The sequence below is a fragment of the Streptomyces sp. NPDC049837 genome, from assembly GCF_040674455.1.
GTDB lineage: Bacteria > Actinomycetota > Actinomycetes > Streptomycetales > Streptomycetaceae > Streptomyces.
In genome coordinates this window covers 25,075-39,229 of record NZ_JBFAMP010000003.1, presented here as the reverse complement: position 1 = coordinate 39,229, position 14,155 = coordinate 25,075, and the positions used below count along the sequence as shown (strand labels likewise).

General features: G+C 72.0%; 13 protein-coding genes. 12 read left to right on the top strand and 1 reads right to left on the bottom strand.

What is annotated here, in order from left to right:
- The first annotated feature begins 3 nt into the window (after window positions 1-3).
- From pruA to AB0J57_RS08145, 8 genes are all read left to right on the top strand, one after another.
- The gene (pruA, locus tag AB0J57_RS08180; RefSeq protein WP_366127212.1) at window positions 4-1,635 is read left to right on the top strand and encodes an L-glutamate gamma-semialdehyde dehydrogenase; all 1,632 of its coding nucleotides are present in this window, start codon (window positions 4-6) and stop codon (window positions 1,633-1,635) included.
- A gap of 151 nt (window positions 1,636-1,786) precedes the next feature.
- On the top strand, window positions 1,787-2,827 hold the full coding sequence (locus tag AB0J57_RS08175) for a S1 family peptidase (protein ID WP_366127211.1): 1,041 nt from the start codon (window positions 1,787-1,789) through the stop codon (window positions 2,825-2,827).
- A gap of 144 nt (window positions 2,828-2,971) precedes the next feature.
- Complete coding sequence (locus AB0J57_RS08170; protein ID WP_366127210.1) at window positions 2,972-4,198, top strand: MFS transporter; 1,227 nt, start codon at window positions 2,972-2,974, stop codon at window positions 4,196-4,198.
- Window positions 4,199-4,242: 44 nt separating this feature from the next.
- Complete coding sequence (locus tag AB0J57_RS08165) at window positions 4,243-4,608, top strand: hypothetical protein (RefSeq protein WP_366127209.1); 366 nt, start codon at window positions 4,243-4,245, stop codon at window positions 4,606-4,608.
- A 135-nt stretch (window positions 4,609-4,743) separates the two neighbouring features.
- Entirely contained in the window at window positions 4,744-5,289 is a 546-nt protein-coding gene (locus AB0J57_RS08160; RefSeq protein WP_366127208.1) for a GNAT family N-acetyltransferase, read from the top strand.
- A gap of 215 nt (window positions 5,290-5,504) precedes the next feature.
- Window positions 5,505-5,639: a hypothetical protein gene (locus AB0J57_RS08155; RefSeq protein ID WP_366127207.1), complete on the top strand. Its 135-nt coding sequence runs from the start codon at window positions 5,505-5,507 to the stop codon at window positions 5,637-5,639.
- 86 nt (window positions 5,640-5,725) lie between these two features.
- Window positions 5,726-6,769: a 3-isopropylmalate dehydrogenase gene (locus AB0J57_RS08150; protein WP_366127206.1), complete on the top strand. Its 1,044-nt coding sequence runs from the start codon at window positions 5,726-5,728 to the stop codon at window positions 6,767-6,769.
- A gap of 239 nt (window positions 6,770-7,008) precedes the next feature.
- Window positions 7,009-8,118, top strand: coding sequence for a branched-chain amino acid aminotransferase (locus AB0J57_RS08145; RefSeq protein WP_366127205.1), 1,110 nt, complete (start codon window positions 7,009-7,011; stop codon window positions 8,116-8,118).
- A gap of 95 nt (window positions 8,119-8,213) precedes the next feature.
- Here AB0J57_RS08145 and AB0J57_RS08140 read toward each other — a convergent pair whose 3' ends face one another.
- Window positions 8,214-9,644: a cytosine permease gene (locus AB0J57_RS08140; protein WP_366127204.1), complete on the bottom strand. Its 1,431-nt coding sequence runs from the start codon at window positions 9,642-9,644 to the stop codon at window positions 8,214-8,216.
- A 155-nt stretch (window positions 9,645-9,799) separates the two neighbouring features.
- Here AB0J57_RS08140 and ureA point away from each other — a divergent pair, with 155 nt between their 5' ends.
- From ureA to AB0J57_RS08120, 4 genes are all read left to right on the top strand, one after another.
- Complete coding sequence (gene ureA, locus AB0J57_RS08135) at window positions 9,800-10,504, top strand: urease subunit gamma (RefSeq protein WP_366127203.1); 705 nt, start codon at window positions 9,800-9,802, stop codon at window positions 10,502-10,504.
- The gene (locus AB0J57_RS08130) at window positions 10,501-12,222 is read left to right on the top strand and encodes an urease subunit alpha (protein ID WP_366127202.1); all 1,722 of its coding nucleotides are present in this window, start codon (window positions 10,501-10,503) and stop codon (window positions 12,220-12,222) included. Before ureA ends, AB0J57_RS08130 begins: the two co-directional genes overlap by 4 nt.
- Before the next feature lie 12 nt (window positions 12,223-12,234).
- On the top strand, window positions 12,235-13,248 hold the full coding sequence (locus AB0J57_RS08125; RefSeq protein ID WP_366127201.1) for an agmatine deiminase family protein: 1,014 nt from the start codon (window positions 12,235-12,237) through the stop codon (window positions 13,246-13,248).
- Between the two features lie 113 nt (window positions 13,249-13,361).
- Window positions 13,362-13,901: a TetR/AcrR family transcriptional regulator gene (locus AB0J57_RS08120; protein WP_366127812.1), complete on the top strand. Its 540-nt coding sequence runs from the start codon at window positions 13,362-13,364 to the stop codon at window positions 13,899-13,901.
- The last annotated feature ends 254 nt before the right edge of the window (window positions 13,902-14,155 follow it).

Genomic DNA, 14,155 nt, shown 5'->3' with positions numbered 1-14,155 from the left:
CTCATGGACGCTGTGACCCAGGTCCCCGCTCCGGTCAACGAGCCGGTCCACACCTACGCTCCCGGCTCGGCCGAGCGCACCCGCCTGGAGGCCAAGCTCAAGGAGCTGGCCGAGAACCCCATCGACCTGCCGATGACCATCGGCGGCGTCAAGCGGATGGGCGGCGGTGAGCGCGTGAACGTCGTGCAGCCGCACAACCACGCCAAGGTCCTCGGCACCTTCGCGGGCGCCACCCAGGCGGACGCCCAGGACGCGATCGACGCGGCCCTCGCCGCCGCCCCGGCGTGGCGCGCGATGTCCTTCGACGACCGCGCCGCGATCATCCTCCGCGCCGCCGAGCTGCTGGCCGGCCCCTGGCGCGAGACCATGGCCGCCTCGACCATGCTGGGCCAGTCGAAGACCGTCCAGCAGGCCGAGATCGACACGCCGTGCGAGCTCGTCGACTTCTGGCGCTTCAACGTCAAGTACGCCCGTGACCTGCTCGCCGAGCAGCCGCCGGCGAACTCCCCGGGTGTGTGGAACCGCCTCGACCACCGCCCGCTGGAGGGCTTCGTCTACGCGATCACGCCCTTCAACTTCACCGCCATCGCGGGCAACCTCCCCACCGCCCCCGCCCTGATGGGCAACGTGGTGGTCTGGAAGCCGTCCCCGACGCAGACCCATGCGGCCGTACTGCTCATGGAGCTGCTGGAGGAGGCCGGGCTGCCCAAGGGTGTCATCAACCTGGTGACGGGCGACGGCATCGCGGTCTCCGAGGTGGCGCTGAACCACCCGATGCTCGCCGGTATCCACTTCACCGGCTCGACCAAGACCTTCCAGCACCTGTGGAAGACGGTCGGCAACAACATCGAGAAGTACCGCTCCTACCCGCGCATCGTCGGCGAGACGGGCGGCAAGGACTTCGTCGTCGCGCACCCGAGCGCCGACCGCGCGGTCCTGAAGACCGCGCTGACCCGTGGCGCGTTCGAGTTCCAGGGCCAGAAGTGCTCGGCGACCTCGCGCGCGTACATCCCGGCCTCGATCTGGAACTCCGGCTTCAAGGAGGAGTTCGCCACCGAGGTCGACGGCATCAAGATGGGTGACGTTACCGACCTGACGAACTTCATCGGCGCCGTCATCGACGAGCGTGCCTTCGCCAAGAACAAGGCCGCCATCGACCGCGCCAAGGCCGACCCGGCCTGCACGATCGTCGCCGGTGGCACCTACGACGACTCGGTCGGCTACTTCGTCCGCCCGACGGTCGTCGAGTGCTCGGACCCCGAGAACGAGGTCTTCACGACCGAGTACTTCGGCCCCTTCCTGGCGGTGCACGTCTACGAGGACGACCAGTACGACGCGATGCTGGAGCAGATGGAGTCGGTGTCGGCGTACGCGCTGACCGGTTCGGTCATCGCGGGCGACCGCGCGGCGGCCGCGTACACGATGGAGAAGCTGCGGTACGCCGCGGGCAACTTCTACATCAACGACAAGTCGACCGGCGCCGTCGTCGGCCAGCAGCCCTTCGGCGGTGGCCGCGCCTCCGGTACGAACGACAAGGCGGGCGCTCCGCAGAACCTGATGCGCTGGACGCTGACCCGCGCCATCAAGGAGACGCTGGTCCCGCCGACGGACTACACGTACCCGCACATGGGCTGACGCCCACCCCGTAGGCACCGCCCCCGTCCCGGCCCCCACGCCGGACGGGGGCGGTTCTCTGTGCCCGCGCGTGCACGCGCCCTTGCGTTCATGTGGTGGACATGTCAAATTCCCGAGTACCCCACCCGTCACACGACGAAGGAGACCCGGGATGAGACGCACCACCCGTGCGCGCATCACCCTGTCCGCCGCTCTCGTCTTATCCACGCTGGGCTCGCTCGGCTTCGGTGCCACCCCCGCCGGAGCGGCCGACCCCGTCAACCTCTACGCCCTCGACTCCGCCGTCGAACGGCAGCTCGGCGCCGACAGCGCCGGTACGTACCTGGAAAACGGCCGGCTGATCGTCACCGTCACCTCCGAAGCCGCCGCCGAGCGGGCCCGTGCCGCCGGGGCCACGCCACGGATCGTCGAGCGCGGGGCCGCGCAGCTCGACGCCGCCATGGCCGCGCTGGAGTCCCGCGCGAAGATCCCCGGCACCTCCTGGGGCCTGGACCCGCGCACCAACCAGATCGCCGTGGAGGCCGACTCCTCCGTCTCCGCCCGCGACATGGCGCGGCTGCGGAAGGTCGCCGCCTCGCTCGGCGGCGCCGTACGCGTCAGCCGCGTACCGGGCACCTTCACGCGCGAGGTGGCGGGCGGTGACGCCATCTACGGCGGCGGCTACCGCTGCTCGGCCGCCTTCAACGTCCAGAAGGGCTCGACCAAGTACTTCCTGACGGCCGGTCACTGCACCAATGAGGCCTCCAGTTGGTCCGCGACCTCCGGCGGGGCACAGATCGGGGTACGGGAGGGCACCAGCTTCCCGACCAACGACTACGGGCTCGTGCGCTACACCAACACGGCGAACACCCCCGGCACCGTCAACCTCTACAACGGCAGCTCCCAGGACATCTCCTCCGCCGCCAACGCCGTCGTGGGCCAGGCCATCCGCAAGAGCGGCTCCACGACCAAGGTGACCAGCGGCACCGTCACCGCCGTGAACGTCACCGTCAACTACAGCGACGGCCCCGTCTACGGCATGGTCCGTACGACGGCGTGCTCGGCCGGCGGCGACAGCGGCGGCGCCCACTTCGCCGGCTCGGTCGCCCTCGGCATCCACTCGGGCAGCTCCGGCTGCACGGGGACCAACGGCTCGGCGATCCACCAGCCGGTGCGGGAGGCGCTGAGCGCGTACGGCGTGACGGTGTACTGAGCCTGGACAGTCACGAAACGCACGAACCTGCCGAGGCCGCACCGGCCTCCGCCGGTGTGAAGCTCCGGTGATCTTCCGTACCGCCCCCGGGGGCCGGTCACGGGAACTAGCGTCCCCCCGTCCATTCCAGACGGGGGTACGCCAATGTCCGCACCGACGGGTCTTCCGGCCGTCTTCTCCATCGCGGGCGCCGGCCTGCCCGTGATCTCCTTCCTGGCGCGGCTCCCCGCCGCGCTGTGCCCCATCGGCACCCTGCTGATGCTCACCGAACTGAACGGCATCGGGCAGGCCGGTCTCGTCGCCGGGATGCTGTGGACCGGCCAGGCCGTAGGCGGCCCGCCCATCGGGCGGCTCGCCGACCGGCTCGGCCACCGGCCGGTGATCCTGGTGGCCTCGCTGGCCAACGCGGCCGCGATCGCCGCCCTGGTGGCCTCGGTCCTGGCGGAGGCGGCGGTCGTCGTGCAGGCGGTGCTCGCCGCGCTGGTGGGGCTGACGATCCCACAGGTGGGGCCGCTGTCCCGGACCCGCTGGATCGTGCTGACCAGGGAGCGGCCGGCCGAACTGACCGGGCGGGCGCTGTCGTTCGACACCATGGTCGACGAGGTCGGTTTCATGGTGGGACCCGCACTCGCGGGGACGGTGGTGGTGCTGGTCCACCCGGTGGCGGGGATGGTGCTGGCAGGGGTGCTCATCGCGGTGTTCGGCGTGCTGTTCGCGGTGCATCCGACGGCGCCGCGCGGTACGCCTCAGGCACGGGTGGCCGCCGTGCGGCTGCTGTCGCCCGGGCTGCTGGTGCTGTTCGCCATGGCGCTGCTCCAGGGGCTGGTCCTGGGCGGTGCCAACGCGGGCGTCAGCGCGCTGGCCAAGCACCTGGGCGACTCCGGAATGGCCGGGTTCGTCTGGGGCGCCATGGCGGTGACCAGCGTCCTGGCGGGTCTGGCCACGACCGCGATGCCGGGCCCCTGGGACCTGACCGTCCGGCTGCGGCTGGCGATGGTGGCGCAGGCGGCCCTGCTGTTCCCGCTGCTGGTGGCGGACGGTTACGTCGGTGCGGCGGTGGTCCTCGCCGGGGTCGGCATCGCCGTGGCGCCGCACCTGATCGCCGTGTTCGCCCTCGCCGAGCGGGTGGCGCCCATCGAGCGGATGGGCGAGGCGATGGCGCTGCTCGGCAGCGGCCTCATCATCGGCCAGGGCGTCGCGGCCCTGGCCTCCGGCCAGTTGGCCCAGCGCTGGGGCCACGGCGCGGCGTTCGCCTTCAGTTGCGCCGCGGGCGTGGTGGCGGTCGCGGTGGCGCTGGCCTTCGTCCGCCGCGCGCCGTTCGCCGTGCCGGACGCCGCGCCCCGGCCCGTACCGGCGCCGCAGCAGGCTTGAGCGGCCGTCAGTTTGGCGGGGCGCCGACCGGTTACCCGCACACCATGGCTGACACGACGAACAAGACGACGGCAACGAAGGACCGGGCCCAGGGCGCGGCCAAGAAGGCATCGACCACCGCCTCGCAGTCCGCGCGCGGCGGCAAGGAGGCGCTCGCCGGGCTCGGTGAGGTCACCACGCAGAAGGCCAGGTCCGCCGCCAGGACCGTCCAGTCGGCCGTCGGCACGGCGGCCGGCCAGACCGTCGGCAAGGCGGGGCAGGCCTGGACGCTGGTGAAGGCCAGGAAGGCCATCGCCACCGGGGCGGGCGCGGGCGTGGTGACCGTGGTGGCGTCCTCCTACGCCCTCGGCCGCCGCGCCGGGCTGCGGCAGCGCGGCCCGCTGTCCCGGCTCACCGGAGGACGGCTCTAGCGGCGCGCACGGCTCTAGCGGCGCGCACGGCTCCAGCGGCGCGGACGGCTCCAGCGGCACCGTGACGCGGGCAGGGGCGCGGGTGGGTGGCCGGATCTCCACCACGCGCCCCGCCGCCGCTGGAAGATGGGCCGTATGACCGACTCCTTGCAGATGGCCCACACCTACGAGCTGAGCCACGCCGAGCTCGCCGCGATACGGGTGATGCTGAACGCCGCGTTCGGCGGGGACTTCACCCACGAGGACTGGGACCACGGGCTCGGCGGTGTCCACGCGTACGTCGAGGACGAGCACGGCATCGCCGCGCACGGCAGCGTGATCATGCGGCGCGTGTCGCACGCGGGGCGCTCGTACCGCGTCGGGTACGTGGAGGCGGTCGCCGTCCGTGCCGACCGCCGCCGCCAGGGGCTCGGCGGCTGGGTCATGGCGGCACTGGAGGAGGTCGTCGACGGGGCGTACGCGTTCGGCGCGCTGTCCGCCTCCGACGACGGGGCCGAGCTGTACCGGGCGCGCGGCTGGCAGTTGTGGAACGGCCGCATCGAGGCGTACGGCCCCGACGGGGTGGTGCACCTGCCGGACGAGGAGGACACCACGTACCTGCGCCCCGCGGCGGGCCGCCCGCTGCCGGCCGCGGACGCCGGGGCGCTGCTCTTCGACTGGCGCGACGGTGACGTTCTGTAGCCGGGGACGGTCCCCGTCTCAGATAGTAGGAAGTCCGAGTAATTGTGGAGACAGACGCTCCGGCACGGCTTAGCTTTGTAGGAGCCGAACGTCTCGCTCCATCAAGCGAACGGCGGACGTGAGCGCCGTGCCCCCGGCAGGCAACCCCTGCGGCCGCGCTCCCCGCCCCTTCCGGCGCCTCGAATCTCGTCTCGTGATCTTAGGAGTCGATCGTCATGGCCGCTGAGACCGTCGTTCGCCGCCGCCGCCACACCGCCCCGCGCCCCACCGACACCGAGCGCCGCAACGCCGCCGCCGCACTTCAGCGGGCCCTCGACCGGCGGGACAATGGCGGGGCCACGGGGCACTGAAGCCCGCCGACCCCGCTGACACACCGAGGCCGTCCACATCCTGGAACGCTCATGTCAGGCAATGGGACGGGGAGTAGGGTGCCGACATGTCTCGCAGCATCAATCTCGCAGTGGTTCCCGGTGACGGCATCGGCCAGGAAGTCGTGGCCCAGGGCCTGAAGGTCCTTCGCTCCGTCCTCCCGCAGGATGTGAAGCTGGAGACCAAGGAGTACGACCTCGGCGCCCGGCGCTGGCACCGCACCGGGGAGACCCTCCCCGACACGGAGCTGGAGTCCCTCAAGGCGCACGACGCCATCCTGCTCGGTGCGATCGGCGACCCGACCGTCCCGTCCGGCGTCCTGGAGCGCGGGCTGCTGCTCAAGCTGCGCTTCGCCTTCGACCACTACGTCAACCTGCGTCCGTCGAAGCTCTTCCCGAACACCGCCACCCCGCTGGCCGGCCGCCCCGACATCGACTTCGTCGTCGTCCGCGAGGGCACCGAGGGCCCGTACACCGGCAACGGCGGCTCGCTCCGTACGGGAACGGAGCACGAGGTCGCCACCGAGGTCAGCGTCAACACGGCGTACGGCGTCGAGCGCGTCGTCCGTGACGCGTACGAGCGGGCCAACGCCCGCCCGCGCAAAAAGCTGACGCTGGTCCACAAGAACAACGTGCTCGTCTACGCCGGCCACATGTGGAAGAAGATCTTCGACAAGGTCGGCGAGGAGTACCCCGAGGTCACCACCGACTACCTGCACGTCGACGCCGCGACGATCTTCTTCGTCACGCAGCCCGAGCGCTTCGACGTCATCGTCACCGACAACCTCTTCGGTGACATCCTGACCGACCTCGCCGCCGCCGTGACCGGCGGTATCGGCCTGGCCGCGTCCGGCAACATCAACCCGACGGGTGAGTTCCCGTCGATGTTCGAGCCCGTCCACGGTTCCGCGCCCGACATCGCGGGGCAGGGCAAGGCCGACCCCACCGCGACGATCCTGTCCGTCGCGCTGCTCCTGCGCCACCTCGGGTACGAGGCCGAGGCCGTCCGTATCGAGGAGGCGGTCGCCGCCGACCTGGCCCAGCGGGACGGCTCGGCGCCGCGCACGACCGACGAGATCGGCGACGCGCTCGCGGTACGCGTAGCGAGCTGACCCGCCGACTGACGACATCAGACACAGCCGCCGGGTCGCATCCGCACCCGGCGGCTTCTCCTGTGCGGCCCCGGGTGCCACCATCAACCCTGGACCGCACTCCAGCCGTTTCATTGCACGGGGCCACGCGAGCGATAATCGAACGCGGGGCCGCGGCATGCGGGAAAGCTCGGACGTCCTAGCAGATGTAGCGGCGTGAGCGCGGTCCGTCACACACAACGGTGAAGGACACAGCACTCATGACGACGACGCCCACGATCGAGCTCAAGCCCTCCTCGAACCCGCTGTCCGACGCGGAGCGCGAGGCGATTCTGGCCAACCCCGGATTCGGCCGCCACTTCACCGACCACATGGTGACGATCAAGTGGACGGAGGGCCGCGGCTGGCACGACGCCGAGCTGACGCCGTACGCGCCGCTGTCGATCGACCCCGCGAACATGACGCTGCACTACGCGCAGGAGATCTTCGAGGGGCTGAAGGCGTACCGCCGCCCCGACGGCTCGGTCTCGCTCTTCCGGCCGGAGGCCAACGCCGAGCGGTTCCAGATCTCGGCCCGGCGCCTGGCGATGCCGGAGCTGCCCGTCGAGACGTTCGTCGCCGCGTGCGACGCGCTCGTCCAGCAGGACCAGGCGTGGGTGCCGCCGCACGGCGGCGAGGAGTCGCTGTACCTGCGCCCCTTCATGATCGCCAATGAGGTCGGGCTCGGCGTCCGCCCGGCCAACGAGTACCTGTTCATCGTCATCGCCTCGCCGGCCGGCGCGTACTTCCCCGGCGGCGTGAAGCCCGTCTCCATCTGGCTCTCCGAGGACCGCGTCCGCGCGGTCCCCGGCGGCATCGGCTTCGCCAAGACCGGCGGCAACTACGCCGCCTCCCTGCTCGCCCAGGCCGAGGCCGCCGCCAAGGGCTGCGACCAGGTCGCCTACCTCGACGCGGTCGAACACAAGTGGGTCGAGGAACTCGGCGGCATGAACCTGTACTTCGTGTACGGCGCTGCGTCTGATGGAAAGACGAGGATCGTCACCCCCGAGCTGACCGGCTCCCTCCTCGCCGGCATCACCCGCGACTCGCTCCTCCAGCTCGCCCGTGACCTCGGGTACGAGTCCGAGGAGGGCCGCGTCTCGATCGACCAGTGGAAGCGGGACACCGAGAACGGCACCCTGACCGAGGTCTTCGCCTGCGGTACGGCCGCCGTGATCACCCCGGTCGGCACGGTCAAGTCGGCCGGCGGCGAGTGGACGCAGGGCGACGGCACGCCGGGCGAGGTCACGCTGAGGCTGCGCAAGGCGCTGCTGGACATCCAGACGGGCGCCGCCGAGGACGTCCACGGCTGGACCCACAAGGTCGGCTGACCCCTTCCGCGTACGTACGGAAGTACGGAAGTCCGGAAGTACGGAAACGCCCGCGCCCCCCGCTCGGAGGCGCGGGCGTTCCGCGTCGCCGCGCGTCAGGACGCGGCGGTCTCGGGGGCCGGGGCGGCCACAGCGACGGGCTGCGCCTTGGAGGTGGCCGTCAGCGCCGCGTACGCCACGCCGCCCACCAGCCCGGACAGGACGAAGCTCACGTCGACGCCGCCCGTCAGCGCCAGCAGCGGGCCCTCGTAGAGCGGCGTCGAGACGGCCGCCAGGCCCACCGCCGCGCCCAGCGCCCAGGACGCCGTCGCACGGGGGTGCCAGCCGGCCCGGAACCAGTAGATCCCGCCCTTCGCGCGCCGGTAGTAGACCTGGAGCGCCTCCGGGTCGTACGCCCCGCCGCACCGGCGGTGGCCCATCAGGGTGATGACCGCCCACGGCGTACCGAGCGCGGTCAGCAGCAGCACGAACGACGTCATCGCCGACTGCGCGTCCCAGGCGAAGTGGCCCACGAAGACCAGGACCGTCGCGACGGCCGCCACCACCAGCGTCGCCGTGGCGCGCGTGGCACGCGGCACGATGGCGTCCAGGTCGAGGCCCATCGAGTAGAGCATCAGCCCAGCGTTCCCCACCGAACCGGCGCTCGCCGCGAGCAGCAGCGGCAGCAGGTACCAGGGCGCCGCCGTCTCGACGAGCGGCCCCGCGTAGTCGAGCCCCGCCCGCGCGGCCAGCGCCGTGAACGTACCGAAGAGCTGCGGCACCAGCAGGCCGAGGCACAGGCCCACGCAGGTGGCTCGCAGCACCTTGCGCGGGCTGTGCCGCCGCGGTGAGACGTACCGCGTGTAGTCGCCGAGCAGGGTGATGAAGGCGACCGGTCCGCTCAGCCCCGCCGCGACGGTGGACAGCAGCCACGTCGGCCAGAAGGAGCCCAGCAGGTACGGGGTGTCCGGCGGCGGCGCGGTCGTGAAGTCACCCGCGTAGGCGAGCACGCCGAGCAGGAGCAGCAGCGTCATGCCGACCGCCAGGTAGCGGCTGATCCGCAGGAGCAGCCGGTAGCCGTACACGGCGGCGACCACCGTGGCGCCGGCCAGCAGCACGTACACGAGCGTGTGCGCCACGGGGCCGGTCGGCACGTCGAACAGCCGGGACAGCGTGCCCAGCATCACGTCGCCGCCGATCCACAGCGTCAGCGCCGTGTACCCGAGCGACAGCAGCAGGCCCACCACCGAGCCGACGAGCCGGCCCCGCACGCCGAAGAAGGCGCCGCTCGACGTCGACAGGTTCGTCGCCGTGCGCAGCGAGACGAGCGCGAGCGGGGCGGTGACGGCCACGCCGACGAGCGTCCCCACCAGGATCGAGCTGACCGAGGCCCACAGCCCGAGCCCGAAGGACACCGGCAGCCAGCCGAAGACGATCACGCCGAGGCACAGGTTGGAGCCCAGCAGGATCGAGACGAGGTCGCGCGGCCCGCTGGTGCGCTCCGCCTCCGGGATGGTGTCGACTCCGCGCTGTTCAATCGTCGGCATGGGCGTTCTCCCTGCTCTGCTCGTCGACGTGTGGGGACGTGTGGGGATGCTTTTAGAGTGACGTTCAATGTGACTGACGCCCGGCCGTCACGTCAATGGTTTCCTCCATGGAATCCTGTGGTTAGAGTGGTGCTCAAACAGGAAGGTGTGGTGACGTGCGACTGACCCCCACGGAACGCGACCGGCTGCTGATCTTCGGTGCCGCCGAGCTCGCCCGGGCCCGCCGGGCCCGTGGTCTGAAGCTCAATGTCCCCGAGGCGACCGCCCTCATCGCGGACACCGTCTGCGAGGCGGCCCGCGACGGGCGACGGCTCGCCGAGGCGATCGAGCAGGCCCGCTCGGTGCTCGGCCCCGACGACGTCCTGCCGGGCGTCGCGGACGTGGTGACCGAGGTCCACGTGGAGGCCGTCTTCGACGACGGCTCCCGGCTCGCGGTGGTCAGCGACCCCATCGGCGGAGGCCTGGGCGAGCAGGGCCCGGGCGCGCTGCTGCCGGGGCCGGAGCACTCGGACCCGGAGCCCGTGGTCCGGCTGCGGGTCGCCAACACCGCGAGCGTGCCGGTCTCCGTCACCTCGCACTTCCACTTCTTCGAGGCCAACCCCCGGCTCGACTTCGACCGCGTCCAGGCCTACGGCATGCGGCTCGCCGTCCCCGCCGGTTCGTCCGTGCGCTTCGGGCCGGGCGAGAGCGACGAGGTCGGGCTGGTGCCGATCGGCGGCGACCGGATCGCGATCGGCTTCGCCGGACTGGTCGACGGGCCGCTGGACGCGCCCGGCGCCCGCGAGGAGGCACTGCGCCGCGCCGCAGCCTGCGGCTACCTCGGCGTACCGGAAACGACTGAGCAGGAGACCGAGCGATGAGCCGCCCCGGAGGCCACCCCGCCGAAGCGCGCCGCCTCAACCCCTACGAGTACGCCGCCACCCACGGCCCCCGCGCCGGCGACCGCGTCCGCCTCGGCGACTCGGGCCTCACGGTCCGCGTCGAGTCGGACGCCCAGAAGCCCGGCGACGAGTTCCTCGCCGGCTTCGGCAAGACCGCCCGCGACGGGCTGCACCTCAAGGCGGCGGCCGTCCGCGAGACCTGCGACGTGGTCATCAGCAACGTCCTCGTCATCGACGCCGTGCAGGGCATCCGCAAGGTGTCCATCGGCATCCGCGAGGGCCGTATCCACGCCATCGGCCGCGCCGGCAATCCCGACACCCTCGACGGCGTGGACGTCGTCGTCGGCACGGGGACCAGCATCGTCTCCGGCGAGGGCCTCATCGCCACCGCCGGCGCCGTCGACACCCACGTTCACCTGCTGTCGCCGCGCATCATGGAGGCCTCCCTCGCCTCCGGTGTCACCACGATCATCGGCCAGGAGTTCGGCCCGGTCTGGGGCGTCGGCGTCAACTCGCCGTGGGCGCTGCGCCACGCCTTCAACGCCTTCGACGCCTGGCCGGTCAACATCGGCTTCCTCGGCCGCGGCTCCTCCTCCCACGAGGCGCCGCTGATCGAGGCGCTCGCCGAGGGCGGCGCCTCCGGCTTCAAGGTCCACGAGGACATGGGCGCGCACACCCGGGCGCTGGACACGGCGCTGCGCGTCGCCGAGGAGTACGACGTCCAGGTCGCCCTCCACAGCGACGGCCTGAACGAGTGCCTGTCCGTCGAGGACACCCTCAAGGTCCTCGAAGGCCGCACCATCCACGCCTTCCACATCGAGGGCTGCGGCGGCGGGCACGTCCCCAACGTCCTGAAGATGGCGGGTGTCCCCAACGTCATCGGCTCGTCGACCAACCCCACCCTCCCCTTCGGGCGGGACGCGGTCGCCGAGCACTACGGAATGATCGTCTCCGTACACGACCTGAAGACCGATCTGCCCGGCGACGCGGCCATGGCCCGCGACCGGATCAGGGCCGGGACGATGGGCGCGGAGGACGTCCTGCACGACCTCGGCGCGATCGGCATCACGTCGTCGGACGCGCAGGGCATGGGAAGGGCCGGCGAGACCGTACGCCGGACCTTCGCCATGGCCGGGAAGATGAAGGCCGAGCTGGGCCCCCTGGAAGGCGACGGGGACGGCGACGACAACGCGCGCGTCCTCCGCTACATGGCCAAGCTGACCATCAACCCGGCGATCGCCCACGGCCTCGCGCACGAGGTCGGCTCGATCGAGGTCGGCAAGCTCGCCGACATCGTGCTGTGGCGGCCGGAGTTCTTCGGTGCCAAGCCGCAGCTCGTGCTCAAGTCGGGCTTCCCCGCGTACGGGGTCGTGGGCGACCCGAACGCCGCCACCGACACCTGCGAACCGCTGGTCCTCGGGCCGCAGTTCGGCGCGTTCGGGGCGACGGCCGCCGACATCTCGGTGGCGTTCGTCTCCGGTGCCGCCGCGCAGGCGGGCAACGACCTGATGCCCACCCGCCGCCGCCGGGTCGCCGTGCGCGGCACGCGCGGCATCGGCCCCGGCGACCTGCTCCTCAACGACCGCATCGGGCAGGTCCAGGTCGACGGCCGCACCGGACTCGTCACCCTCGACGGCGATCCGGTCCGCTCGGACCCGGCCGACTCCGTCTCCCTCAACCGTCTCTACTTCCTCTGAGGACACCCACCCATGACTTTCCGCATGCCCGCCGAGTGGGCCCCCCACGAGCGCACCTGGATGGCCTGGCCGGGGCCGAACCCGACCTTCACCAACGACGACGAGCTGCGCGAGGCCCGCGAGGCATGGGCGTCGGTCGCCCGCGCCGTACGCCGCTTCGAGCCGGTGACCGTGGTCCACGCCCCCGGCGACGAGGCGTCCGCCCGTGAGCTGCTCGGCCCGGACATCGACCTGGTCGAGCGCGACCTGGACGACGCGTGGATGCGCGACATCGGCCCCACCTTCGTCACCAACGGCCGGGAACTGGCCGCCGTGGACTGGGTGTTCAACGGCTGGGGCGCGGCGGACTGGGCGCGCTGGGAGCACGACTCGAAGATCGCCCGCCATGTGGCCGACCTCGCCGGTGTCCCCGTCCACCCCTCCACCCTCGTCAACGAGGGCGGCGCCATCCACGTGGACGGCGAGGGTACGGTCCTGCTCACCGACACCGTCCAGCTCGGCCCCGAGCGCAACCCCGAGTGGACGCGCGAGCAGGTCGAGGCGGAGATCCACGCCAAGCTCGGCACCACCAAGGCGATCTGGCTGCCGCGCGGCCTGACCGGCGACTACGGCATGTACGGCACGCGCGGCCACGTCGACATCGTCGCCGCGTTCGCCCGCCCGGGCGTGGTCGTCGCCCACACCCAGCCCGACCCGTCCCACCCGGACCACGAGCTGTGCAAGGCCAACGTCGACCTGCTGCGCAAGCAGACCGACGCCAAGGGCCGCCGGCTGGAGGTCGTGGAGGTCCCGGCCCCCACCGTCCTCCAGGAGGACGGCGAGTGGGTCGACTACTCCTACATCAACCACTACATCTGCAACGGCGGCGTGGTGCTCTGCGCCTTCGACGACCCGCGCGACGAGATCGCCGCGGGCATCTTCCGCCGCCTCTTCCCGGACCGCACGGTCACGCTGGTCGACGCCCGGACGATCTTCGCGGGCGGCGGCGGCATCCACTGCATCACCCAGCAGCAGCCCAAGGTCTGACGCCGGGGACCGGGACGATCGGGTACAACGTACGAGTGAACGAACCCCGTACGACACCGGCCGCACGGCGGCGCAACGCCGCGCCGCCCAGGGAAGAGGTGCTCGCCGCCGCCATGGCGACCATCGCCGAGCGCGGGCTCGACGGGCTCACCATGGCGGGGCTCGGCCGCGAGGTCGGGATGAGCAGCGGGCACCTCCTCTACTACTTCCGCACCAAGGACGAGCTGCTGCTCCAGACCCTGGAGTGGAGTGAGGGCCGCCTCGGCGCCGAGCGCAGCGCCCTGCTGTCGCGCCCGGCGCCGGTGCGGGAGCGGCTCGGGGCGTACGTCGACCTGTACGTGCCCGACGGCCCGCGCGACCCGCACTGGACGCTCTGGCTGGAGGTCTGGAACCGCTCGCAGAACGCCGACGCCGACGCCCGCGCCCGCCAGGCCGCGATCGAGGGCGCCTGGCACCGCGACCTGGTCGCCCTCCTCGCCGAGGGCATCTCGCGCGGCGAACTCCGCCGGGTCGACCCCGACCGGTACGCGGCCCGCATGCGCGCCCTGCTCGACGGCTTCAGCGTCCACGTGGCGGTCGGCATACCCGGCACGGGCCGCGCGGCGGTCCTCGCCCACGTACGGGAGTTCATCGAGGAGACCCTGGTGCCCTGACGCGGGGCGCCGGCCCGGGGGCGACCGCATCGTGAGACTCGGGTCCAGCGGCGTTCACATCTGTGGCAGACTGCGACCGTGCTTGCTACCGCCATGATTATGGGCAGCAGCGCGCCGGTCCGCAGTGACCACTGAATCGCGGCAGAACCCCCGCGGCAGTGGACACCGTGTCTCAGACCCGCGCGCAGACCTCTCGCACCCGCGAGGGGTCTTTTCGTTTTCCGGCCCCACCCCGGCCGGGAACGGCGGCGCGC

What these genes read in the sequence shown, in the direction of transcription:
- pruA (WP_366127212.1), top strand. Translation starts at nt 4, where the DNA reads ATGGACGCTGTGACCCAGGTCCCCGCTCCGGTCAACGAGCCGGTCCAC.
- AB0J57_RS08175 (WP_366127211.1), top strand. Translation starts at nt 1,787, where the DNA reads ATGAGACGCACCACCCGTGCGCGCATCACCCTGTCCGCCGCTCTCGTC.
- AB0J57_RS08170 (WP_366127210.1), top strand. Translation starts at nt 2,972, where the DNA reads ATGTCCGCACCGACGGGTCTTCCGGCCGTCTTCTCCATCGCGGGCGCC.
- AB0J57_RS08165 (WP_366127209.1), top strand. Translation starts at nt 4,243, where the DNA reads ATGGCTGACACGACGAACAAGACGACGGCAACGAAGGACCGGGCCCAG.
- AB0J57_RS08160 (WP_366127208.1), top strand. Translation starts at nt 4,744, where the DNA reads ATGACCGACTCCTTGCAGATGGCCCACACCTACGAGCTGAGCCACGCC.
- AB0J57_RS08155 (WP_366127207.1), top strand. Translation starts at nt 5,505, where the DNA reads ATGGCCGCTGAGACCGTCGTTCGCCGCCGCCGCCACACCGCCCCGCGC.
- AB0J57_RS08150 (WP_366127206.1), top strand. Translation starts at nt 5,726, where the DNA reads ATGTCTCGCAGCATCAATCTCGCAGTGGTTCCCGGTGACGGCATCGGC.
- AB0J57_RS08145 (WP_366127205.1), top strand. Translation starts at nt 7,009, where the DNA reads ATGACGACGACGCCCACGATCGAGCTCAAGCCCTCCTCGAACCCGCTG.
- AB0J57_RS08140 (WP_366127204.1), bottom strand. Translation starts at nt 9,644, where the DNA reads ATGCCGACGATTGAACAGCGCGGAGTCGACACCATCCCGGAGGCGGAG.
- AB0J57_RS08130 (WP_366127202.1), top strand. Translation starts at nt 10,501, where the DNA reads ATGAGCCGCCCCGGAGGCCACCCCGCCGAAGCGCGCCGCCTCAACCCC.
- AB0J57_RS08125 (WP_366127201.1), top strand. Translation starts at nt 12,235, where the DNA reads ATGACTTTCCGCATGCCCGCCGAGTGGGCCCCCCACGAGCGCACCTGG.
- AB0J57_RS08120 (WP_366127812.1), top strand. Translation starts at nt 13,362, where the DNA reads ATGGCGACCATCGCCGAGCGCGGGCTCGACGGGCTCACCATGGCGGGG.